Annotated in this window: 21 protein-coding genes; 16 read left to right on the plus strand and 5 right to left on the minus strand. The window is 55.3% G+C overall.

The window, feature by feature from the left end; all coding sequences use genetic code 11:
• Positions 1-26: 26 nt before the first annotated feature.
• On the minus strand, positions 27-2882 hold the full coding sequence (glnE, locus tag V6E55_RS12700; RefSeq protein WP_316942970.1) for a bifunctional [glutamate--ammonia ligase]-adenylyl-L-tyrosine phosphorylase/[glutamate--ammonia-ligase] adenylyltransferase: 2856 nt from the start codon (positions 2880-2882) through the stop codon (positions 27-29).
• Between the two features lie 21 nt (positions 2883-2903).
• Positions 2904-4205, minus strand: coding sequence for a CYTH domain-containing protein (locus tag V6E55_RS12705; protein WP_316942971.1), 1302 nt, complete (start codon positions 4203-4205; stop codon positions 2904-2906).
• A 229-nt stretch (positions 4206-4434) separates the two neighbouring features.
• Between V6E55_RS12705 and V6E55_RS12710 the strand changes: the two genes are divergently transcribed.
• Together V6E55_RS12710 and V6E55_RS12715 are read left to right on the plus strand one after the other, a co-directional pair.
• Positions 4435-5055, plus strand: a complete 621-nt coding sequence (locus tag V6E55_RS12710) for a TIGR04211 family SH3 domain-containing protein (protein ID WP_025912514.1) — start codon at positions 4435-4437, stop codon at positions 5053-5055.
• A 60-nt stretch (positions 5056-5115) separates the two neighbouring features.
• Entirely contained in the window at positions 5116-6357 is a 1242-nt protein-coding gene (locus tag V6E55_RS12715) for a multifunctional CCA addition/repair protein (protein WP_316942972.1), read from the plus strand.
• Positions 6358-6367: 10 nt separating this feature from the next.
• Here the strand turns inward: V6E55_RS12715 and bacA are convergent, their stop codons facing one another.
• Together bacA and folB are read right to left on the minus strand one after the other, a co-directional pair.
• Positions 6368-7189, minus strand: a complete 822-nt coding sequence (bacA, locus tag V6E55_RS12720) for an undecaprenyl-diphosphate phosphatase (protein ID WP_316942974.1) — start codon at positions 7187-7189, stop codon at positions 6368-6370.
• A 107-nt stretch (positions 7190-7296) separates the two neighbouring features.
• Positions 7297-7665 carry a bifunctional dihydroneopterin aldolase/7,8-dihydroneopterin epimerase gene (gene folB / locus V6E55_RS12725; RefSeq protein WP_316942975.1) on the minus strand — a complete coding sequence of 123 codons (369 nt, stop codon included), beginning with the start codon at positions 7663-7665 and terminating at the stop codon, positions 7297-7299.
• Positions 7666-7772: 107 nt separating this feature from the next.
• Here folB and plsY point away from each other — a divergent pair, with 107 nt between their 5' ends.
• The 9 genes from plsY (at position 7773) to ureG (ending at position 13983) form a co-directional block, all read left to right on the plus strand.
• Positions 7773-8387, plus strand: coding sequence for a glycerol-3-phosphate 1-O-acyltransferase PlsY (gene plsY, locus V6E55_RS12730; protein ID WP_028017138.1), 615 nt, complete (start codon positions 7773-7775; stop codon positions 8385-8387).
• A 110-nt stretch (positions 8388-8497) separates the two neighbouring features.
• Positions 8498-9325: an urease accessory protein UreD gene (locus V6E55_RS12735; protein ID WP_129994942.1), complete on the plus strand. Its 828-nt coding sequence runs from the start codon at positions 8498-8500 to the stop codon at positions 9323-9325.
• A gap of 10 nt (positions 9326-9335) precedes the next feature.
• Positions 9336-9638: an urease subunit gamma gene (locus V6E55_RS12740; RefSeq protein WP_003862556.1), complete on the plus strand. Its 303-nt coding sequence runs from the start codon at positions 9336-9338 to the stop codon at positions 9636-9638.
• A 10-nt stretch (positions 9639-9648) separates the two neighbouring features.
• Positions 9649-9963, plus strand: coding sequence for an urease subunit beta (locus V6E55_RS12745; protein ID WP_316942976.1), 315 nt, complete (start codon positions 9649-9651; stop codon positions 9961-9963).
• A complete protein-coding gene (gene ureC / locus V6E55_RS12750) occupies positions 9956-11659 on the plus strand; it encodes an urease subunit alpha (RefSeq protein WP_316942977.1) in 1704 nt (567 codons plus the stop codon). The genes V6E55_RS12745 and ureC overlap by 8 nt, the downstream gene beginning before the upstream one ends.
• A gap of 9 nt (positions 11660-11668) precedes the next feature.
• The gene (gene ureE / locus V6E55_RS12755) at positions 11669-12133 is read left to right on the plus strand and encodes an urease accessory protein UreE (RefSeq protein ID WP_114978742.1); all 465 of its coding nucleotides are present in this window, start codon (positions 11669-11671) and stop codon (positions 12131-12133) included.
• Positions 12134-12142: 9 nt separating this feature from the next.
• Positions 12143-12682, plus strand: coding sequence for a HupE/UreJ family protein (locus tag V6E55_RS12760; protein WP_236920548.1), 540 nt, complete (start codon positions 12143-12145; stop codon positions 12680-12682).
• Complete coding sequence (locus tag V6E55_RS12765) at positions 12682-13356, plus strand: urease accessory protein UreF (RefSeq protein ID WP_316942978.1); 675 nt, start codon at positions 12682-12684, stop codon at positions 13354-13356. Before V6E55_RS12760 ends, V6E55_RS12765 begins: the two co-directional genes overlap by 1 nt.
• Before the next feature lie 9 nt (positions 13357-13365).
• Complete coding sequence (ureG, locus tag V6E55_RS12770; protein ID WP_028017131.1) at positions 13366-13983, plus strand: urease accessory protein UreG; 618 nt, start codon at positions 13366-13368, stop codon at positions 13981-13983.
• Positions 13984-14030: 47 nt separating this feature from the next.
• Here the strand turns inward: ureG and tsaD are convergent, their stop codons facing one another.
• Complete coding sequence (gene tsaD, locus V6E55_RS12775) at positions 14031-15044, minus strand: tRNA (adenosine(37)-N6)-threonylcarbamoyltransferase complex transferase subunit TsaD (RefSeq protein WP_316942979.1); 1014 nt, start codon at positions 15042-15044, stop codon at positions 14031-14033.
• Positions 15045-15280: 236 nt separating this feature from the next.
• Here tsaD and rpsU point away from each other — a divergent pair, with 236 nt between their 5' ends.
• From rpsU to V6E55_RS12800, 5 genes are all read left to right on the plus strand, one after another.
• The gene (rpsU, locus tag V6E55_RS12780; RefSeq protein WP_001144069.1) at positions 15281-15496 is read left to right on the plus strand and encodes a 30S ribosomal protein S21; all 216 of its coding nucleotides are present in this window, start codon (positions 15281-15283) and stop codon (positions 15494-15496) included.
• Positions 15497-15611: 115 nt separating this feature from the next.
• Complete coding sequence (dnaG, locus tag V6E55_RS12785; RefSeq protein WP_023294585.1) at positions 15612-17357, plus strand: DNA primase; 1746 nt, start codon at positions 15612-15614, stop codon at positions 17355-17357.
• 154 nt (positions 17358-17511) lie between these two features.
• Entirely contained in the window at positions 17512-19359 is a 1848-nt protein-coding gene (gene rpoD / locus V6E55_RS12790; protein ID WP_114978745.1) for an RNA polymerase sigma factor RpoD, read from the plus strand.
• A gap of 161 nt (positions 19360-19520) precedes the next feature.
• Positions 19521-20570, plus strand: a complete 1050-nt coding sequence (yncE, locus tag V6E55_RS12795; protein ID WP_316942980.1) for a 7-bladed beta-propeller protein YncE — start codon at positions 19521-19523, stop codon at positions 20568-20570.
• A gap of 10 nt (positions 20571-20580) precedes the next feature.
• A complete protein-coding gene (locus tag V6E55_RS12800; protein ID WP_236921716.1) occupies positions 20581-22578 on the plus strand; it encodes a TonB-dependent receptor domain-containing protein in 1998 nt (665 codons plus the stop codon).

The raw sequence follows: 22578 nt of genomic DNA on the forward strand, positions 1-22578 counted from the left end.
AGATTCACAATTTGCGCGCGATAATATCACACTTGTTTTGTTACGCACGGTTCCACCAGCCACTTCTGCCAGCTTGCAGTTACCTGCGCGCGTTCACTGCTGAAACAGTCCAGTGCCACGTGCCCCGGTTCCTCCTGCAGCGCCAGGTGATGAAGCTCATCGCGAAGCGTGGTATAGGCGCGGGTTAAGGCCTGCGCCTCCTGCTCGTCCATAATGTCGTTTTGCGCCAGCAGTTCCAGAATGCGCACATTGTCCGACCAGCGTGTCAGCTTCGGTTTATCGTGCGCATGCAGCAGCACCAGATACTGGGTAATAAACTCAATATCCGTAATACCGCCTTCATCGGCTTTGATATCAAAGCGATCACGATGCTTATTGCCCAGATGCGCGCGCATTTTCTCGCGCATTTCCCGCACTTCAGTTTGCAACGTGGCCCCCTCTCGCACCGTCGTCATGACATCCTTACGGATGACGTCAAACTGCGTTTTAAGCAGCGGATCACCGTACACCACGCGGGCACGCACCAGCGCCTGATGCTCCCACGTCCAGGCTTCGTTCTTCTGGTAATCAGCAAAGGACTCCGTCGAGGTGACCAGCATGCCCGCCGCGCCGGAGGGTCGCAGACGTGCATCCACTTCGTACAAAATGCCGGATGAGGTACGGGTGCTGAACAGGTGCATAATGCGTTGAGCCAGACGCAGATAGAACTGACGCCCGTCAATTTCACGCTCGCCATCAGTCATCACGTCGACCGGGCAATCGTGCAGGAAGATTAAATCCAGATCGGAGCTATAACCCAGCTCCCAACCGCCGAGCTTGCCGTACCCCACCACCGCAAAACCACGACCTTCACGGTCAGCCAGATGTTTGGGTTGGCCGTAGCGAGCCACCATCTGCACCCATGCCTGTTGCACTACCGCGTCGATGATCGCTTCCGCAAGCCAGGTTAAGTGGTCACTCACTTTCATCACCGGCAGCGTTCCGGCGATATCCGCCGCCGCCACACGCAGCATCTGTGCCTGCTTAAACTGACGCAACGCTTCCAGCTGTTGCTCTTCGTCCTCTTCCGGCACACGCAGCAGATACTGACGCAACTCGTCCCGATAGGCATCCGTTGCCGTCGGCTGGTAGAGCGTATTCGGGTCGAGCAGTTCGTCGAGCAGCAGCGGATAACGTGCCAGCTTGTTGGCCACCATCGGCGACGCGGCGCAGAGCGTAATCAGGTGTTTAAGCGCCCCTGGAAACTCGCTCAATAGTTCAAGGTACGTGGTACGGGTGATAATCCCGCTCAGCAGCGGCATCATGCGCGAGAGCGGCACCGGCGCATCCGCGCGGGAGCAAACCTCGCTCAGCAGATGCGGCATCAAATGATCAAGTACCTGCCGACCACGTGGCCCAATCGCACGTTTATTCAGTTCAAGACGGAAATCAGCAATCAGTGCCACCACACGATGGCGGGCGTCATCACTCAGGTGTGCCAGTACTGGCGTGGTGTCATCTTCCTGAAGCGCGTCCTGCCACAGCTCGCGCCAGTGCTCAGAAAGCGCATCATCCTGCGACTCACTTTCGTCATCGCCAATCAGGTCGTTAAAGATGCGACGCACACCTGCCATATGAGCATCCAGCCGTTCGGTCAGCGTTGACCAGTCATCCGCATGCATCCCCCAGGCCAGACGTGCCCGGTTCAGATCATCCGCTGGAAGGGTCTGAGTCTGTTCGTCGTTGATACTTTGCAGCAGGTTTTCCAGACGACGCAGGAACAGATAGGCCTCGCGCAGGGTTTGCGCGTCACCGTCCGGTAACAGGTGAAGCTGCTCAATCGCTGTCAGCGTTGGCAGCAACGAACGTGATTGCAGGGACGGCTCACGCCCGCCACGAATAAGCTGGAAAACCTGGACGATAAATTCAATTTCGCGGATACCGCCCGCACCAAGCTTAATGTTGTCTTTCAACCCACGGCGGCGTACTTCGCGGGCAATCATCCCTTTCATATTTCTCAGGGACTGGATCACACTGAAGTCAATGTAACGGCGGAACACGAACGGGCGCAGCATGGCGCGCAGCTCGTTGGCGTAGGCATCGTCGCTATCGCCCATGATCCGCGCTTTGACCATGGCGTAACGCTCCCAGTCGCGCCCCTGCTCCTGGTAATAATCTTCCAGTGCGGCAAAGCTCAACACCAGCGGTCCGCTGTCGCCAAACGGACGCAGACGCATATCCACCCGGTAGACAAAACCATCCTGTGTCGGCTGATCCAGGGCCTTAATCAAACGCTGACCGAGTCGGGTAAAGAACTGGGCGTTGTCCAGCTCACGACGTCCGCCGCGCGTAGAGCCGTTCTCCGGCCAGGCAAAAATCAGATCGATATCGGAGGAGAAGTTAAGCTCGCAACCGCCCAGCTTACCCATCCCCAGAATCAACAGTGGCTGAGGAACCCCTTCCTCGTTGCACGGCGTGCCCCACTCTTTACAGCAGGCGGTGTAGAGCCAGTCTCGCGCAGCAACAATCAACGTCTGTGCCAGCTCACTCAGCTGCTGCAACGTGCTCTCTTCGCTCACCAGCGCCAGAGATTGCGCCCAGGCAATCCGCACCATCACCCGACGACGGAACTGGCGCAGGACGCGCATCAGCGTTGCTTCATCAGCAACCTCCGCAAGCGCGGTTTGCAACCAGTCAGCATAATGCCGCCACTCTTCTGCCTGTGGCGGCGACTTTTCAAGCTCCACCAGCCAGTCCGGGTTGGCGGTGATACTTTCCTGCACAAAATCACTGAACGTGAGCACGCTCTTCGCCTGCTCGCTTAGTGATGACGCCGGTAATGACTCAGGCAGACGTTCGCAAACGGTCTGCCACTGCTGCTGTAACTGCGAAGAAAGCGGCATGATTGGGGTTCCTTGCCAGAGTTAACGTTTTCCGCTGTGCAGCCAGAACGGCTCCTGCGAAATGGCCTCGTTACGGAAATGCTCAATCTCAATATGCTGACGGGTTTCAATGGCATGCTTCAGCCCCTGCCAGTTCTCCAGCCAGGCCTGTGCCTTAACGCCGTCATAGGCACCGGAAAGCAGCAACATGCTGTCGATATTGCGCGAAAGACGGGGAAGCTGATCGCCATACTGGTCACCCAGCGGGTAAGCAAAGGTGCTCTTCAGCTCGGCGGCATGACGAGAGAGATGAATATCCGCGAAACGTTTGAAGTTCTCCGCGATTTTGGTCTCTGCTTTTGCATCCAGGAAGGTACGCCAGCCGCGCGTGACCAGAAACTCGGTCAGTGCCAGTTTTGCCGTCGCCGTTTGCGGGCTATAGATCGCTGTTTGTGCCGATACGTCGGAGAGCATCAGCGTTTCGGTCTGCGTCAACAGATCACGTAAGTGAGTGCTCGCTTTGCGAGGAACGATGCCGCCGAACAGCGTCAGGGTATGGCGCACCAGAGCAATGGCCGCCAGCACATGGGTTTTGGCGTTTTTCACATTACGCGCCCATAGCTCTTCATGGTATTGCCACTGTGAAAGCGCCAGCTCCAGCGCGGCTTCCAGACCCTGCTCTACGCTGGCTTTCGGCGCAACGTGCAAAACCGTCGTCTCTTTCACCACGCGTGGCGCATTTCCGGCCGCCAGGTGATAACCGCGCGCGGCTTTGCTCAGGCTACCCTGACGCAACCCGGACTGGTTCACCAGCTTGCGCGCCAGCTTCAGCACATCGTTCGCATCCCCTTCCAGCAGTTCAAGCTCCAGCTCGCAGATCGGCTCCTGGAACTCACCCGCCTTCACCTCACCTAAATCCAGCGCGATTTCAATGCGGCTCTTGCCTTCCGTCACCAGCCATTTTTCGCGCCAGAAATCGGTACTGAACAGGGGCTGTACGTCTGCGGATAAGGTTTCTGGCAGTTTACCCTCAGGCCAAACCTCTGTCGGGAAACGTTCCAGCTCAAGTTCTGGCTTAGTGATGTCGATATTGTATTCCGGGCGCTGATGTAAACCACCGACCACGCGACCGGCAATTTTCATCGTCATCTCGTAGCGTCCGTTCGCGCCACGGATGCGCAGCCCCATATCGTGGCGGCGAAGCCAGTTGTCTGGCGTTTCGTAATAGATATTAAGCAGTTGTACCGGTGCATGGTGTTCGCCGGAAAGCGTGTGCAGATGCTGACGAAGAGCGTCAACGCTGTCTTTTTCGACGATAAACTTTAATTCAATTTCTTGTGCCATAGCCTTGTACTTTTGCGGGCGTCACAGACGCGTCAATGAGGGCGAACTTCCTCGCCATTTGTTTGTCAGTACATAGTATTTTGCGCCAAATTGCCATGCAATGAGCAATTTGACGGGCGTAAATGTGTAGAGTCGTGACACAGATGATTCTGATTGCTGACGAATGCTTTGCGTAGAGACACTGTTGCCACTACTATCGTTCCACTATTTATGAAAATAACGACTAATGATGCTTAAATTACGCCTGATTGGACTTACTTTACTCGCTTTTAGCGCCGCAACCGCTGTGCACGCTGAAGAGAAGCGTTACGTTTCTGACGAACTGAACACCTGGGTACGCAGTGGCCCTGGAGATAATTATCGCCTCGTGGGCACGGTGAATGCCGGCGAGGAAGTCACTCTGTTACAGACCAACGCGGACACCAATTATGGTCAGGTTCGCGACAGTTCCGGCCGTACGTCCTGGATCCCACTGAAAGAGCTGAGCACCGTGCCAAGCCTGCGCACCCGCGTGCCGGATCTGGAAAACCAGGTAAAAACCCTGACTGACAAACTGAACAACATCGACGGCACCTGGAACCAACGCACCGCTGAAATGCAGCAGAAAGTGGCGCAGAGTGACGGTGTGATTAACGGTCTGAAAGAAGAGAACCAAAAACTCAAAAACGAGCTGATTGTCGCGCAGAAGAAAGTGAATGCCGCCAACCTGCAGCTCGATGACAAACAGCGCACCATCATCATGCAGTGGTTTATGTATGGCGGGGGCGTGCTGGGTGTAGGTCTGGTGCTGGGTCTGGTTCTGCCACATCTGATCCCAAGCCGTAAGCGTAAAGACCGCTGGATGAACTAACTCGTCTTCTCTGCCAGACTTACGTATGATCCTGGAAAAGAGAAAACGGGAGTGTAGGGCGTGAAGAGTTATCTGGTCGGTGGTGCGGTACGTGATGCGTTGTTAGGTCTGCCGGTCAAAGATAAAGACTGGGTGGTGGTCGGTGCCACCCCCGAAGAGATGCTCAACGCGGGCTACCAGCAGGTAGGCCGCGATTTTCCCGTGTTCCTGCACCCAAAAAGCCGGGAAGAGTACGCCCTCGCGCGTACCGAGCGGAAATCCGGTTCTGGCTACACGGGTTTCACCTGTTATGCCGCGCCGGATGTCACGCTGGAGCAAGATCTCCTGCGCCGCGATCTCACTATCAACGCGCTGGCGCAGGACGAACAAGGTCAGATCATTGACGCTTATGGCGGTCAGGACGATCTGCGTAACCGTCTTTTGCGTCACGTCTCCCCGGCGTTTTCTGAAGATCCGCTCCGCGTTCTGCGCGTGGCGCGTTTTGCCGCGCGTTATGCCCACCTGAGCTTCCGTATTGCCGATGAGACGATGGCGTTGATGACCGCCATGACCGAGGCGGGTGAACTTGAACACCTGACGCCTGAACGCGTCTGGAAAGAGACGGAAAATGCCCTGACCACGCGCAACCCACAGGTCTTTTTCCGGGTTCTGCGCGACTGCGGCGCACTGAAGGTGTTGTTCCCGGAAATCGACGCACTGTTTGGCGTTCCTGCACCGGCGAAATGGCACCCGGAAATTGATACTGGCGTGCATACCCTGATGACGCTCAGTATGGCGGCTATGCTCAGCCCCGAGGTCGACATCCGTTTTTCCACCCTGTGCCACGATCTCGGCAAAGGCTTAACGCCAAAAGAGTTCTGGCCGCGTCATCACGGGCATGGCCCGGCAGGCGTGAAGCTGGTCGAGGGGCTTTGTCAGCGTCTGCGCGTGCCGAATGAGATCCGCGATCTGGCGAAACTGGTGGCCGAGTTCCACGACCTGATCCACACCTTCCCTATCCTGAAACCGGCCACCATCGTCAAACTGTTCGATAACATCGACGCCTGGCGCAAACCTCACCGCGTCGAGCAAATCGCCCTGACCAGTGAAGCTGACGTGCGCGGGCGCACCGGGTTTGAAGCCTGCGATTACCCGCAGGGACGTTTATTGCGTAAAGCCTGGGAAGTTGCGAAAGCGGTGCCAACGAAAGATGTTGTCGAGGCAGGATTCAAAGGGCCGGAAATTAGGGAAGAACTCACCAGACGGCGGATTCAGGCGGTGACAGACTGGAAAGAAAAGCATTGCCCCCAGCCTAAAGACTGAGGGCTATCGGTCAGAAGAAGACCACGTAAACCGCAGCCGCCACGATAAAGCGATAGATCGCGAACGGAATAAACGAGATACGCTTAATCAACTGCAGGAAAGTTTTAATGGCAATCAGCGCCACGATAAAGGCGGTGATGAAACCAACGGCGAACATCGGAATGTCACCCGTGGTGAGGAACCCAATGCTTTTGTAGACGTCGAGTGCAGTGGCACCCATCATCATCGGCACTGCCAGCAGGAACGAAAACTCAGAAGCTGCATAACGGCTTACGCCCATCAGCATCCCGCCAGAAATGGTCGCGCCTGAACGTGAGAAGCCCGGCCAGAGCGCCAGACACTGGAAGCAACCAATGATAAACGCCTGGCGGTAGGTCATGTCATCCAGACCTTCCGCACGCGGTGTCTTCGGCTTCAGCACTTCCGCCGCAATCAGCAGGAAACCACCCACTACCAGCGCGTACATCACGTTAATCGGGTTAAACAGAGATTTAATGGTGTCGTGGAACACCAGACCCAGCACCACCGCAGGGATCATCCCGAGCAGAATATGGATAAGCGTCAGACGGCCTGTGCCTTCACCTTCGCGCTGAGGGAGGCGACCAAAATGGATGCCGATCAGGCCAAACAGACGGCGCCAGAACATCACCACCACCGCCAGAATAGAACCCATCTGAATGACCACTTCAAACGTTTTAGCGGTATCGCCTTCAAAGCCCAGCAGATGGCCAACAATAATCATATGGCCCGTACTGGAAACCGGCAAAAACTCCGTCAATCCTTCGACCACACCCAGTATTGCCGCTACCAGCAGCGAGTGCATATCGCTCATCTATAAACCCCTAAGAAGATATAAAAAAAACGGTGCCCCATGCGGACAACCGAGAAAGATACAGCGTTAAGACCGATATAACCTAAAATGGTTTAGCTATTATGACGTTAAACCTTTCCTTTCAGATTTGTGCCACGCTCAATAATAACGCCAACATTGGTGGCACGCGCCACTGCACCAGGTTTGCTTAACTTAATGCGCACCCACGGTGAATTGAATTTTTTCAGCAGCAATTCTGCGACTTCTTCAGCCACCCGTTCGACCAGCGCAAAACGTTGCCCTTCAACATGGGCGATGACCGTTTCACTGATATCGGCATAGCTCAGACAGTCATTCACGTCATCACTTTTTGCTGACTTGCGGTTATCCCAGCCCATTTCGATATCGAACACCAGCTTCTGCTCAATGGTCTGTTCCCAGTCGTAAACACCAATAGTGGTGATTACCGAAAGTTGCTCTATAAATACAATATCCATCACGACCTGCCTGCTTTTTGGCTAAACCGGATACCACTTCCGGCGAATTATGCGTATTATCCACAGATGCTGAGAATACAGATACATTTTCAAAACGGAACAGCGTTATGAGTGCAATCGCGCCTGGAATGATCCTCCTCGCCTATCTTTGCGGCTCAATCTCCAGCGCCATTCTGGTCTGCCGCATTGCAGGGTTACCCGACCCGCGTGAAAGTGGTTCCGGGAACCCGGGGGCGACCAACGTACTACGAATTGGCGGCAAGGGTGCAGCCGTAGCGGTTTTGATTTTTGATGTTCTGAAAGGGATGCTACCCGTCTGGGGCGCATATGCGCTGGGCGTAACGCCGTTCTGGTTGGGGCTCATTGCCATCGCTGCCTGTGTCGGTCACATCTGGCCTGTATTCTTCGGGTTTAAGGGTGGAAAAGGCGTTGCGACCGCCTTTGGTGCCATTGCGCCTATCGGCTGGGACTTAACCGGCGTCATGGCTGGCACCTGGCTGCTAACTATCCTTCTGAGCGGCTACTCTTCGCTGGGCGCCATTGTCAGCGCGCTGATCGCCCCGTTTTACGTCTGGTGGTTCAAACCTCAATTCACCTTCCCGGTGTCGATGCTCTCCTGCCTTATCCTGCTGCGTCATCACGACAACATTCAGCGCCTGTGGCGTCGCCAGGAGACCAAAATCTGGACAAAGCTCAAAAGAAAGAAAAAAGAGCCGGAGTGATCGCGCGACACCCGCAGCAGATAACGTATCCATAAGCGACTCATATGACAGCCTTCTTTTCCGCCAGGGCATACTGAAACGTATCCCGATGGTGAGCAAATGGATGCAGCATGTTAGCAGCTCAGGTCACTGATAATACGTATAAAGGCTGGCAAGCGTCGCTTGCCCTGCAGTTTTGTCACACGCCTGAGAAAACCCTCCTGCATTCCGCTCATCACCTCGGGCCGCTTACGGTTCAGCGTCCATTTTACCCGGAAGGGGATACCTGCCACCTTTACTTGCTGCACCCACCCGGCGGGATCGTGGGTGGCGATACACTGGATATCTCCGTGCGCCTGGACGCCAAAAGTCATGCACTCATCACCATGCCCGGGGCCAGTAAGTTCTATCGCAGCTGTGGCCCACTGGCTCGTCTGAGCCAGCATTTTTATCTCGATGAAGACGCCACGCTGGAGTGGCTACCGCAGGACACCATTATCTTTCCCGGCGCGAACGCCGCGCTGCGTTCCATCTTCCATCTGAAGGCCTCCAGTACACTGATGGCCTGGGAGTTGTACTGCCTGGGCCGCCCGGTGATCAACGAGACTTTTAGCCACGGAACACTGGAGAGCCGCCTTGAGGTCTGGATCGATGACACTCCACGCCTGATCGAGCGTCTGCACCTCAGTGATGGTGATCTCACGCCCGTTGCCGGGCACCCGTGGGTCGGCACGTTGCTGTTCTATCCGGCCAGGGAAGAGCATCTCGACAGGGTGCGTGAACTGCTTACACCACTGGAAAACGTTGCCGGAGCAACCCTCACTGACGATCTGCTGTCGGTGCGCTTTCTCTCTCACGATAACCTGATTTGTCAGCGAGTGATGCGCGATATCTGGCAGTCGCTTCGCCCGCTTTTATCCCACAAAACCGCCTGTTCGCCGCGTATCTGGCAGACATAAGAGAAACGTTATGGAACTGACCCCCAGAGAAAAAGACAAGCTGTTGCTGTTCACCGCCGCGCTGGTTGCCGAACGCCGCCTTGCACGCGGGGTAAAGCTCAACTATCCGGAATCCGTCGCGTTGATCAGCGCCTTCATTATGGAAGGTGCCCGCGATGGCGAAACCGTCGCCTCACTGATGGAGGCAGGCCGCCATGTCCTCACGCGCGACCAGGTGATGGAAGGCGTACCCGAGATGATCCCCGACATTCAGGTAGAAGCCACCTTCCCCGACGGTTCAAAGCTCGTCACCGTCCATAACCCGATCGTCTAAGGAGCGCGTGATGATCCCAGGTGAATACCAGATCCAGCCCGGAAATATTGCCATCAACGTAGGGCGAACAACGCAGTGTGTGATCGTCGAAAACCACGGTGACAGGCCGATCCAGGTGGGATCGCACTACCACTTTTACGAGGTCAACCCGGCGCTGAAGTTCGACCGGGCGATAACCAAAGGCTACCGGCTGAATATTCCGGCCGGGACCGCCGTACGTTTCGAACCCGGCCAGAAGCGCGAGGTGACGCTGGTTCAGATAAGCGGCGCGAAGCGCATTGTTGGTTTTCGCGGTGAGGTGATGGGAGAGGTGAGCAATGGCTGAGATTTCACGTCAGGCCTATGCCGACATGTTCGGCCCCACCACGGGCGATAAAGTGCGGCTGGCCGACAGCGATCTGTGGATCGAAGTTGAAGAGGATCTCACTGTTTACGGTGAAGAGGTCAAATTCGGCGGCGGAAAAGTGATCCGCGACGGCATGGGCCAGGGACAGATGACCGCAGACGACTGCGTGGATCTGGTCCTCACCAACGCCCTGATAGTTGATCACTGGGGGATCGTGAAAGCCGATATCGGCGTGAAAGACGGGCGGATCTTCGCCGTCGGTAAAGCCGGTAACCCGGATATTCAGCCCGGCGTGACGATCCAGGTTGGCGCCGCGACGGAAGTGATCGCCGCCGAAGGGAAGATCGTCACCGCCGGCGGGATCGACACCCACATTCACTGGATCTGCCCGCAGCAGGCGGAAGAGGCGCTGGTCTCCGGCGTCACGACCATGATCGGCGGCGGTACCGGGCCCGCAGCAGGCACCAACGCCACCACCTGCACGCCGGGGCCGTGGTATATCGCTCGCATGTTGCAGGCCGCCGATACACTGCCGGTGAATATTGGCCTGCTCGGCAAAGGTAACGGCTCGAACCCGGATGCCCTGCGCGAGCAGATCGCAGCCGGTGCTATCGGGCTGAAGATCCACGAAGACTGGGGTGCCACGCCTGCCGCCATCAACTGTTCTCTGGAGGTCGCAGACGAGATGGATATTCAGGTGGCGCTGCACAGCGACACGCTGAACGAATCCGGGTTTGTCGAAGATACGCTGGCGGCGATTGGCGGGCGTACCATCCACACCTTCCACACTGAAGGCGCGGGGGGCGGTCACGCACCCGATATCATCACCGCCTGCGCGCACCCGAATATTCTGCCCTCCTCTACCAACCCGACGCTGCCCTACACGGTGAACACCATCGACGAGCATCTCGACATGCTGATGGTCTGCCATCACCTCGATCCGGATATTGCTGAGGACGTCGCCTTTGCGGAATCACGTATTCGTCGTGAAACCATCGCCGCTGAAGATGTGCTGCACGATATCGGCGCATTTTCGCTCACCTCGTCAGATTCTCAGGCGATGGGCCGCGTGGGGGAAGTGATTATCCGCACCTGGCAGGTGGCGCACCGCATGAAAGTGCAGCGCGGCCCCCTGCCGGAAGAGACCGGCGATAACGACAATTTCCGCGTGAAGCGCTATGTCGCCAAATACACCATCAACCCGGCGCTGACCCACGGTATCGCCCATGAAGTGGGTTCGATTGAGGCGGGAAAACTGGCGGATCTGGTGGTCTGGTCCCCGGCGTTCTTTGGCGTCAAACCCGCCACCATCGTCAAAGGCGGGATGATCGCCTGTGCGCCAATGGGCGATATCAACGCCTCGATCCCCACGCCGCAACCAGTCCATTACCGCCCGATGTTTGGCGCACTCGGTGCTGCACGTCACGCCACCCGGCTGACGTTTGTCTCGCAAGCTGCCAGTGCGAACGGCATCCCGCAGCAGCTCAACCTGCAGAGTGCCACCGCGGTGGTGAAAGGCTGCCGGACGGTGAAAAAGGCGGACATGATCCACAACGGCCTTCAGCCAAATATCACCGTTGATTCGCAGACCTATGAAGTGCGCGTCGACGGCGAACTGATTACCAGCGAACCGGCTAACGTTCTGCCGATGGCGCAACGCTATTTCCTGTTTTGAGGAGTGATGATGATCTATTTAACCCAACGCCTGGACCATGCCCACCCCGTAACCGCCAGCGTCACGCTGCCGATTGACGTGCGGGTAAAAAGCCGCGCCCGCGTGGCGCTGAACGACGGGCGCGAAGCCGGGTTGATGCTGCCGCGCGGTTTACTGTTGCGCGGCGGTGACCTGCTCTGCAACGAAGACGGCAGCGAAGTGATTGAAGTGATTGCCGCCCCGGAGTCCGTCTCTGTGGTGCGCTGCGCCGATCCGTTCCTGCTCGCCCGCGCCTGCTATCACCTGGGCAACCGCCACGTGCCGCTGCAAATCATGCCCGGCGAACTGCGCTATCACCACGATCATGTTCTCGACGATATGCTGCGCCAGTTTGGGCTAGAGGTGACGTTTGCCAGCCTGCCATTTGAACCCGAAGCGGGGGCCTACACCAGCGAGGCCCATAGTCATAGCCACTCTCACGCTCATTCACATTAAGGATTAATCATGCGTAAGTATTTACCTCTGTTACTGCTGGCTTTTTCCCTGCCTGCGCTGGCACATCCGGGACACGGTGCCGATAGCTTCCAGGCCGGATTTTTCCACCCGCTGACCGGCCTCGATCATCTGCTGATGCTGACAGGTGCAGGCGTGCTCTCCGCCCTGAGCGGCCGCAAGTTGTTACTGCCCTTTGCCACCCTCGGCATGATGCTTATCGGCGCCATTGCGGGCAGTCTGCTTGGTGGCTTTAGCGGCATGGAGATGCTGATTATTGCCTCGCTGGCGGTCTGCGGCGTGATGATGTTTAAAACTGAAAACCGTCTGCTACTGGCCGTACCCGCACTGGCGATGTTCCACGGCTGGGCGCACGGTGTAGAGATGTCCGGCCACAACTTCTGGCTGTTCACCAGCGGGTTCATGTTTGCCAGCGCCACCGTACTGTGCGCCAGTTTCGCCGCAGGGTTGCTGCTGCGCCGTCACGACGGACTACGTAAAACCTTCGGCGGCGGGCTGATTGTCTCCGCCCTGCTGGCGCTGATGAGCTAATGGAGCACTCCCGCCAGTGGCTGCGCCTGATGCAGCTTTCCAGCAGCAGCCTGCCGGTCGGGTCATTTACCTGGTCACAGGGGCTGGAATGGGCCGTTGAAGCCGGTTGGGTCACGAGTACCGATGCCTTCAAACGCTGGCAGACGCAACAGATGGAGCAGAGTTTTTTCTGTGTTGATCTGCCGCTGTTTATCCGCCTGTATCAAGCCTGTGAGCAACAGGATCTCGTCACAGCCAAACGCTGGACAGCGTATCTGCTCGCCTGCCGGGAAACTCGCGAGTTACGTGAAGAGGAGCGCAACCGCGGGGCGGCCTTTACGCGTCTTATCAAAAGCTGGGAGCCTGACTGTCCACCCGAATGGCTGCCGCCGTTTACACAAAGCCAACTCTGCGGCATGGCGTGGCTCGGCGTGCGCTGGGGCATCGGCGTGCGCGAGCTGGCGCTGAGCCTGGGCTACAGCTGGATGGAGAGCGCAGTCATGGCGGGCGTCAAACTGGTGCCGTTTGGGCAACAGGCCGCCCAGCAGCTGATTATCGACCTGAGCAACCATTTTGCCGACGGGCTTGAACAGGCATTTTTGCGCAGTGATGACGAGATAGGTGCAGCGACGCCGCTGTCCGCTATCGCCTCTGCGCGCCACGAAACACAATATTCACGGTTATTCCGTTCCTGAGGAGTGAACATGGCTGATTACAAACATCCCCTGCGCGTGGGCGTCGGCGGCCCGGTAGGGTCTGGCAAAACGGCGTTGCTGGAAGCACTGTGCAAAGCGATGCGCGACACCTATCACCTGGCGGTGGTGACGAACGATATCTACACCAAAGAGGATCAGCGCATCCTGACCGAAGCGGGTGCACTGGAGCCGGAACGCATCGTGGGCGTGGAGACCGGTGGCTGCCCGCATACCGCCATCCGCGAAGATGCCTCGATGAACCTGGCCGCTGTAGAAGCATTAAGCGAGAAATTCGGTAATCTGGATCTGATTTTCGTTGAAAGTGGCGGCGATAACCTGAGTGCGACCTTCAGTCCCGAACTGGCGGATCTGACAATCTACGTGATCGACGTGGCTGAGGGGGAGAAGATCCCACGCAAGGGCGGGCCGGGGATCACCAAATCCGATTTCCTGGTGATCAACAAAACCGACCTCGCACCGTACGTGGGCGCCTCGCTGGAGGTGATGGAGCGTGACACCAACCGCATGCGCGGCGAGCGTCCGTGGACCTTTACCAACCTGAAGGCGGGAGACGGTCTGGCGACAATCATTGGTTTTTTAGAAGAGAAAGGGATGTTGCGGGTGTAGTTGTAAAATTCCCTCTCCCCTGTGGGGAGAGGGTTAGACTGAGGGGGTTACGCCTCCGGCAGCTCCGCCAGCGGCCAGCGAGGACGCACAGAGACGCTCAGATCAGATGTTGCACCGGCGTTCAGACGTACCATCCCGGCATAAGCAATCATCGCCCCGTTATCAGTACAGAATTCCGGACGCGCATAGAACACTTCCCCCCGACGCTTTTGCATCATCTCAGCAAGCTTCGCACGCAGCGTACGGTTGGCGCTGACGCCACCAGCCATCACCAGACGCTTAAAGCCGGTCTGATCCAGCGCGCGTTTGCACTTGATCATCAGCGTATCGACTACCGCATCTTCGAACGCACGGGCGATATCGGCGCGAGTCTGCTCGCTGTCATCGTTATTACGAATGGTATTGGCCGCGAAGGTTTTGAGGCCAGAGAAGCTGAAATCCAGCCCTGGACGGTCGGTCATCGGACGCGGGAAGACAAAGCGCCCTTCTGTTCCCTGCGACGCCATTTTGGACAGCATCGGACCACCAGGATAATCCAGCCCCAGCAGTTTGGCGGTTTTGTCGAATGCTTCACCGGCTGCGTCATCGATCGACTCACCCAGCAACTCATACTTGCCAATACCCGTCACGCTAATCAGCTGGGTATGACCGCCAGAAACCAGCAGTGCCACAAACGGAAACTCAGGTGGGTTATCTTCCAGCATTGGCGCCAGCAGATGCCCTTCCATATGGTGAACCGGAATGGCAGGAACATTCCATGCAAAGGCCAGTGAACGGCCAACCGTTGCGCCAACCAGCAGCGCGCCGACCAGACCCGGGCCTGCGGTATACGCCACGGCATCAATATCTGTTGAACTCAACCCGGCCTCTTTCAGTGCCGCCTGAATCAGGGGAACCGTTTTACGCACGTGGTCACGAGAGGCCAGTTCTGGCACGACGCCGCCGTAGTCAGCATGTAATTTCACCTGACTATACAGTTGGTTGGCCAGAAGCCCTTTCTCGTCGTCGTAAATGGCGATGCCGGTTTCATCGCAGGATGTTTCAATACCCAGTACACGCATGACTTGTTTTACCTCGTTTCAATACCGCGCAGTGTAGAGCCTGGGCGGGTTGATGTAAAACTTTGTTCGCCCCAGGAAGAAGGCTCGTGTATACTCCTCACCCTTATTAAAGTCCCTTTCAAAATCGCATCGGTGCTTTACAAAGCAGCAGCATTTGCAGTAAAATTCCGCACCATTTTGAAATAAGCTGGCGTTGATGCCAGCGGCAAACCGAATTTATTAAAGGTGAGAGTTACATGCCGGTAATTAAAGTACGTGAAAACGAGCCGTTCGACGTAGCACTGCGTCGCTTCAAACGTTCATGCGAGAAAGCAGGTGTTCTGGCTGAAGTTCGTCGTCGTGAGTTCTATGAAAAACCAACGACCGAACGTAAGCGCGCTAAAGCTTCTGCAGTGAAACGTCACGCGAAGAAACTGGCTCGCGAAAACGCACGCCGTACTCGTCTGTACTAATTGATTGAGGGCCTCAGCCCTCAATTGACAGACAGAGTAATAGTCGTAAGGCCGTGCTTCCGGAAGGAATGCGCGGCTTGTTTTCGTTTATAAGTCGCTTAAATTTTTGGGGCATATGGCCGGAAGAATCCCACGCGTTTTCATCAATGACCTGCTCGCCAGAACCGACATCGTCGATCTCATCGACGCGCGGGTAAAGCTGAAAAAGCAGGGCAAGAACTACCATGCGTGCTGTCCGTTCCATAACGAAAAAACCCCCTCCTTCACCGTAAACGGTGAAAAGCAGTTTTACCATTGCTTCGGCTGTGGTGCTCACGGTAACGCCGTTGATTTTTTAATGAACTACGACAAGCTCGAGTTCGTTGAAACCGTCGAAGAACTGGCGGCAATGCATAACCTTGAAGTGCCGTATGAAGCAGGCAGTGGGCCAAGCCAGATAGAGCGCCATCAACGGCAAACGCTGTATCAGCTGATGGATGGCCTGAATTCGTTTTACCAACAGTCTCTTAAGCACTCTGCGGCTGAGCCTGCGCGTCAGTATCTGAACAAGCGCGGACTGAGCGACGATGTCATTGCGCGTTTCGCTATTGGTTACGCCCCGCCCGGCTGGGACAACGTGTTAAAGCGTTTTGGCGGCAATAGCGAAGATCGTAAATCCCTCATCGATGCAGGCATGCTGGTCACCAATGACCAGGGACGAAGCTACGACCGCTTCCGCGAAAGGGTGATGTTCCCGATCCGCGACAAGCGTGGACGGGTAATAGGTTTTGGTGGTCGCGTATTGGGTGATGCCCTGCCGAAATACCTCAACTCCCCGGAAACCGATATTTTCCATAAAGGCCGTCAGCTGTATGGCCTTTATGAGGCGCAGCAAGATAATGCGGAACCTCCGCGTCTTCTGGTCGTCGAAGGCTATATGGACGTCGTCGCACTGGCTCAGTACGACATTAACTACGCCGTTGCATCGTTAGGGACGTCCACCACGGCCGATCATATTCAGTTGCTGTTCAGGGTGACCAACAATGTCATCTGCTGTTACGACGGTGACCGCGCAGGACGGGATGCCGCCTGGCGCGCGCTGGAAACAGCACTTCCTTACATGACCGACGGGCGTCAGTTGCGCTTTATGTTCCTGCCCGATGGTGAAGACCCGGATACGCTGGTGCGTAAAGAGGGCAAAGCGGCGTTTGAAGCACGGATGGAGCAGGCTCAGCCACTCTCCACGTTTCTGTTTAACAGCCTGATGCCGCAGGTGGATTTGAGTACCCCTGACGGGCGCGCGCAGCTCAGTACGCTGGCGCTGCCATTAATCAGCCAGGTGCCCGGCGAAACGCTGCGCATCTATCTGCGTCAGGAGTTAGGCAACAAGCTTGGCATTCTGGATGACAGCCAGCTTGAACGTTTAATGCCAAAACAGGCTGAAAACGGTGCGGTTCGCCCTGCGCCTCAGCTAAAACGCACAACCATGCGTATACTGATAGGGTTACTGGTGCAAAACCCCGAACTTGCTCCGCAAGTGCCGTCGCTGGCGGGTTTGAACCACGAAAAATTGCCCGGACTTGGCTTATTTTCAGAATTGGTCAACACTTGTTTGTCGCAACCAGGTCTGACCACCGGACAACTTTTAGAACATTATCGCGGTACAAAAGAGGCCGCAACCCTTGAAAAACTGTCGATGTGGGACGATATAGCAGATAAGGATATTGCAGAAAAAACGTTCACCGACTCACTCAACCATATGTTTGATTCGATGCTTGAGCTGCGCCAGGAAGAGTTGATTGCTCGCGAGCGCACACACGGCTTAAGCAGCGAAGAACGCCGGGAACTCTGGATGATTAACCAGGAACTGGCGAAGAAATAAAAGAATTTAACGGCTTAAGTGCCGAATATCGATCGGGAAGCCCCCGGCAGCCGCACTGAGAGGCAGCGGCAAAAATATAAGTACGCCCTCGCTTTAAAGGTTGGCAGCCCCATCGCCGACACCAATCAAACGAATTAAGTGTGGATACCGTCTTATGGAGCAAAACCCGCAGTCACAGCTGAAACTTCTTGTCCAACGTGGTAAGGAGCAAGGCTATCTGACCTATGCCGAGGTCAATGACCATCTGCCGGAAGATATCGTCGATTCAGATCAAATCGAAGACATCATCCAAATGATCAATGACATGGGCATTCAGGTGATGGAAGAAGCACCGGATGCCGATGATCTGTTGCTGGCTGAAACCTCCAACAACACTGACGAAGATGCGGAAGAAGCTGCTGCACAGGTACTGTCCAGCGTGGAATCTGAAATCGGGCGTACCACTGACCCGGTCCGCATGTACATGCGCGAAATGGGTACCGTTGAACTGTTGACCCGCGAAGGCGAAATTGACATCGCAAAACGCATCGAAGATGGGATCAACCAGGTTCAGTGCTCTGTTGCCGAATACCCGGAAGCGATCACCTATCTGCTGGAGCAGTACGATCGCGTTGAAGCGGAAGAAGCGCGCCTTTCTGACCTGATCACCGGTTTTGTCGACCCGAACGCCGAAGAAGATATGGCACCAACCGCTACTCACGTCGGTTCTGAACTGTCTCAGGAAGAGATGGATGACGACGAAGACGAAGATGAGGAAGACGGCGACGACGACAGCAGCGATGATGACAACAGCATCGACCCTGAACTGGCGCGTGAGAAGTTTGCCGAACTGCGTACCCAGTACGAAGTAACGCGTGACACCATCAAAGCAAAAGGCCGCAGCCATGCCGCCGCTCAGGAAGAGATCCTGAAACTGTCTGAAGTGTTCAAACAGTTCCGCCTGGTGCCAAAACAGTTCGACTACCTGGTTAACAGCATGCGCGTGATGATGGATCGCGTACGTACCCAGGAACGCATCATCATGAAACTGTGCGTTGAGCAGTGCAAAATGCCGAAGAAGAACTTCATCACCCTCTTCACCGGCAATGAAACCAGCGAAACCTGGTTCAACGCAGCTATCGCGATGAACAAGCCGTGGTCTGAAAAACTGCATGACGTGAAAGAAGATGTGCATCGCGGCCTGCAGAAACTGCAACAGATTGAAGAAGAAACCGGCCTGACCATTGAGCAGGTCAAAGACATCAACCGTCGCATGTCCATCGGTGAAGCAAAAGCCCGCCGTGCGAAGAAAGAGATGGTTGAAGCGAACTTGCGTCTGGTTATCTCTATCGCCAAGAAATACACCAACCGTGGTCTGCAGTTCCTGGATCTGATTCAGGAAGGCAACATCGGTCTGATGAAAGCGGTAGATAAGTTTGAATACCGTCGTGGTTACAAGTTCTCCACCTATGCAACATGGTGGATCCGTCAGGCGATCACCCGCTCTATCGCGGATCAGGCGCGCACCATCCGTATTCCGGTGCATATGATTGAGACCATCAACAAGCTCAACCGTATTTCTCGCCAGATGCTGCAGGAAATGGGTCGCGAACCGACACCAGAAGAGCTGGCTGAGCGCATGCTGATGCCAGAAGACAAAATCCGTAAAGTGCTGAAGATCGCCAAAGAGCCAATCTCCATGGAAACGCCAATCGGTGATGATGAAGATTCGCATCTGGGTGATTTCATCGAGGATACCACCCTCGAGCTGCCGCTGGACTCTGCCACCACTGAGAGCCTGCGTGCCGCAACGCACGACGTTCTGGCTGGCCTGACCGCCCGTGAAGCGAAAGTGCTGCGTATGCGTTTCGGTATCGACATGAACACCGACCACACGCTGGAAGAAGTGGGTAAACAGTTCGACGTTACCCGTGAACGTATCCGTCAGATCGAAGCGAAGGCGCTGCGTAAACTGCGTCATCCAAGCCGCTCTGAAGTGCTGCGTAGCTTCCTGGACGACTAATCAGTCCTGAAATTGAAAAGCTCCCTCCGGGGAGCTTTTTTTTTGGTTTTTTCCGCGGAGTGCAAAAATTGGTAGGGTAAATTGCTCATACATGCAATTGTAAATGATATTTATTTTCATTATCATTTTTCTTTTCGTAAATCACTGTAAAGAAAAATTACATGAATTTCAAAATATTAAAAAATCGGTCCCTCTGCGCGTTCGCTATTTCTGTGGTTCTTCATACGGGCTCCACTTTTGCTAAGGATTTCTCTGAGGAGCAGTTTGCTTCCAGGGCACTGGGTCATGGAGTTTACGAACTGGCTTATGACGCCGGACAACAGGCGCTCTATGCCGCTTCTGCCCCCTCTTTCGACAAAGATAAAACTGCTGGGGAAGTTTTCCTGCTTTCAACTGATTCGCTGAAGATTCGCGAACGGATCGTCACCAATCGTCGATCTTTTGCCGTTGCACTGGATGAACCCAATCATATTCTCTGGTCTGGCAACGCACTGGATGGCTCAGTGACCCTGCTGGATACCCGCACCAACAAAGAAGTCAAAACCCTACAGCTCGCGAATACGGAGAATAACGCCCACGTCCGCGAAGTGGTGCTCGATAAAAAGCATCAGCGCGTCTATGTCTCAGGGATTGCCAGTGAAGGCAAAGGGATTCTGCGGGTTGTCGATACGCGAAACCAGACGCTTCTGCACGCCCTTAAAGGGATGGATCCGGTCGGCTTTGCGGTCGATGAAGCGGGTGATAAAGTCTATGCCGTTACTGGTAAAGGTGAACTGGTTACTCTGGATGGCAAAACCTCTCAGGTTCTTTCCCGTGTAGCAGTTGACCCAACCGAACCTAAGCACTACTTCCTGAACATCGCCCTGAATACCGCCAAAGGGGTTGGCTTCATCACCGATAGCAACACCGTCGACGTGCTGGTTGTCCAGCTTGATTCTGGCAAGATCCTCCACCGGGTTCCAACCCCTAACGCCATTGCTGCAGTCTACAATCCTGCGCGCAACGAAGTGTATGTCACCCATCGCAATGCCCGTCAGATTAGCGTTATCGATGCCAATACTTACAGCCTGAAACACACCATCAAAACAGCAGCGATGCCGAATAGCATGGTGCTTTCTCCTGATAACAAAACGCTCTTCGTCAGCGTGAAGCAGGATGAAAAATCTTCCCAGGCCGACTACGTACTCAAACTCGATTTAACACAATTCTGAGGAATGCGATGTGATTAACCAGACACGTTCGGCGCTGGCGATTTCGCTCGCCCTCACCAGCCTTCCTGCGGCCGTTTTCGCTGAAGAAACCACCCCTGTTAATGAAGATCAACTGGTGGTGACCGCCACCGGTTTCGCACAGGAACGCCGCGAAGCGCCTGCGACCATCTCTGTCGTCGGCGAAAAAGAACTCAACACCCGTTCTAACCAGAACGTCACTGAAGCCCTTCGTGAAATGCCCGGTGTATTAGTGGGCAACGGTAACGGTAGCCTTGCTACAGGTGACGTACAGATGCGTGGGATGGACTCGACCTATACCTCATATATGGTCAATGGCATCAAGCAAGGAACCCGTGAGTCCCGTCCTTATGGGCACCACATCGGCACCGAAGCGGCGTTTTTACCACCACTTGCCGCCATTGAGCGTATAGAGGTGATCCGTGGGCCCATGTCCTCTTTGTACGGATCTGACTCTATTGGCGGCGTGGTCAACGTCATCACCAAAAAAGCGTACAACCTGGATACCTGGACGGGCGTGCTGGAAGATAACTACTTCCTGCAGGAGAAAAGCGAGTACGGCAACACCAACCAGACCAATGCCTTTTTGATGGGCCCTATTATTCCGGGAAAACTCGGCGTGAGCGTGGCTGCGGATTATCTGGACCGTCGCGATGACGACAGCCAGAAAGATGAACGCTTTGTGAAGCACCAGGCTGGCAACCTGGACGCGACCATCAATATGTCGCCAACCGATACCCAACTGTGGGATTTAAACGTCGTCAAAGGGCATCAGGTCAAATCACATAACGATAAAGCCTGGCAGTGGGATTTTGATCGCGATGCCGCATCACTTTCCCAGCACGCCTGGTACGGCGACGATCTGCTGGAAGTGAAGAACTTCGTCAGCTACGAGAACGCCAAAACTGAATACCGGATACCGGGCATGAGTTCGCAGTTCATCAAGCAGCGTAACTACGAGGCCAACAGTGCGAACACCTTTTCGCTTGGCGATCACAAGTTAACACTGGGGATCAACTTTACGCGTAATGAGCTGGACGATACGTTCGGTATTGCAGACAAAGAGGTTCCAGGAGTCACACCGGTCAGCGAAATCAGCCGCAACGGCTGGGCCATGTTTGCCGAAGATGCCTGGATGATGGTGCCAGATTTCACCCTCACCACCTCAGCGCGTCTCGATCACGACAGCTACTTTGGCTACCACGTGACGCCGAAACTCTACGGTAACTGGACGATCGATGAAAGCTGGGCGCTGAAAGGCGGCATCTCTGCGGGGTATAAAAAACCAGACCTGCGTGAAAATAACGAAGGTTTTACCAGCGTCTATGGCTCCTATCCTTATTCGTATATCGGGATCGGTAACGATGACCTGAAGCCGGAGCAGAGCGTCAACACCGAAGTGGGCGTTTACTGGCAGCAGGATGCACTGGCGCTGGATGCCACCGTATTCTTCACCAAATTCAAAGACAAGATCAGCGACTACACCATCTGTACCGCAACGGCCACACAGAAATGTGTCTACAACGGGTACGAAGCAGAAGAGGTTTCTCAGTATTTCAACGTCAGCGATGCGGAAATCTATGGTCTGGAGCTGAACGGCGACTGGCAGGTCACGCCAGCGCTGAAGGCTAACGCAAACTATACCTACACCCACAGTGAGCAAAAAAGTGGTCAATACAAGGGAGAAGCACTGAACGAATTCCCGAGCAGTATGGCCAACCTGTCACTGACATGGAATGCGTTAAATGACCTTGAGCTGTGGACCAAAGCCAGCTGGCGCAGCAATACGCCAAACACCGGTAAATCAACCTCCACAGAAGCCTATGCGCTGGTCGACTTAGGGTTACGTTACCATCTCAACAAAAACATCACGCTAATGACGGGTATTTATAACCTGTTCGACGTGAACCCGATATACAAAACGAACTATAACCAGTCTTCCATCCTGGAAGGACGCCGCTACAACATGGGTGCTCGATTCGAGTTTTAA

Source organism: Enterobacter sp. 342, assembly GCF_036663495.1.
Taxonomy (GTDB): Bacteria; Pseudomonadota; Gammaproteobacteria; order Enterobacterales; family Enterobacteriaceae; genus Enterobacter.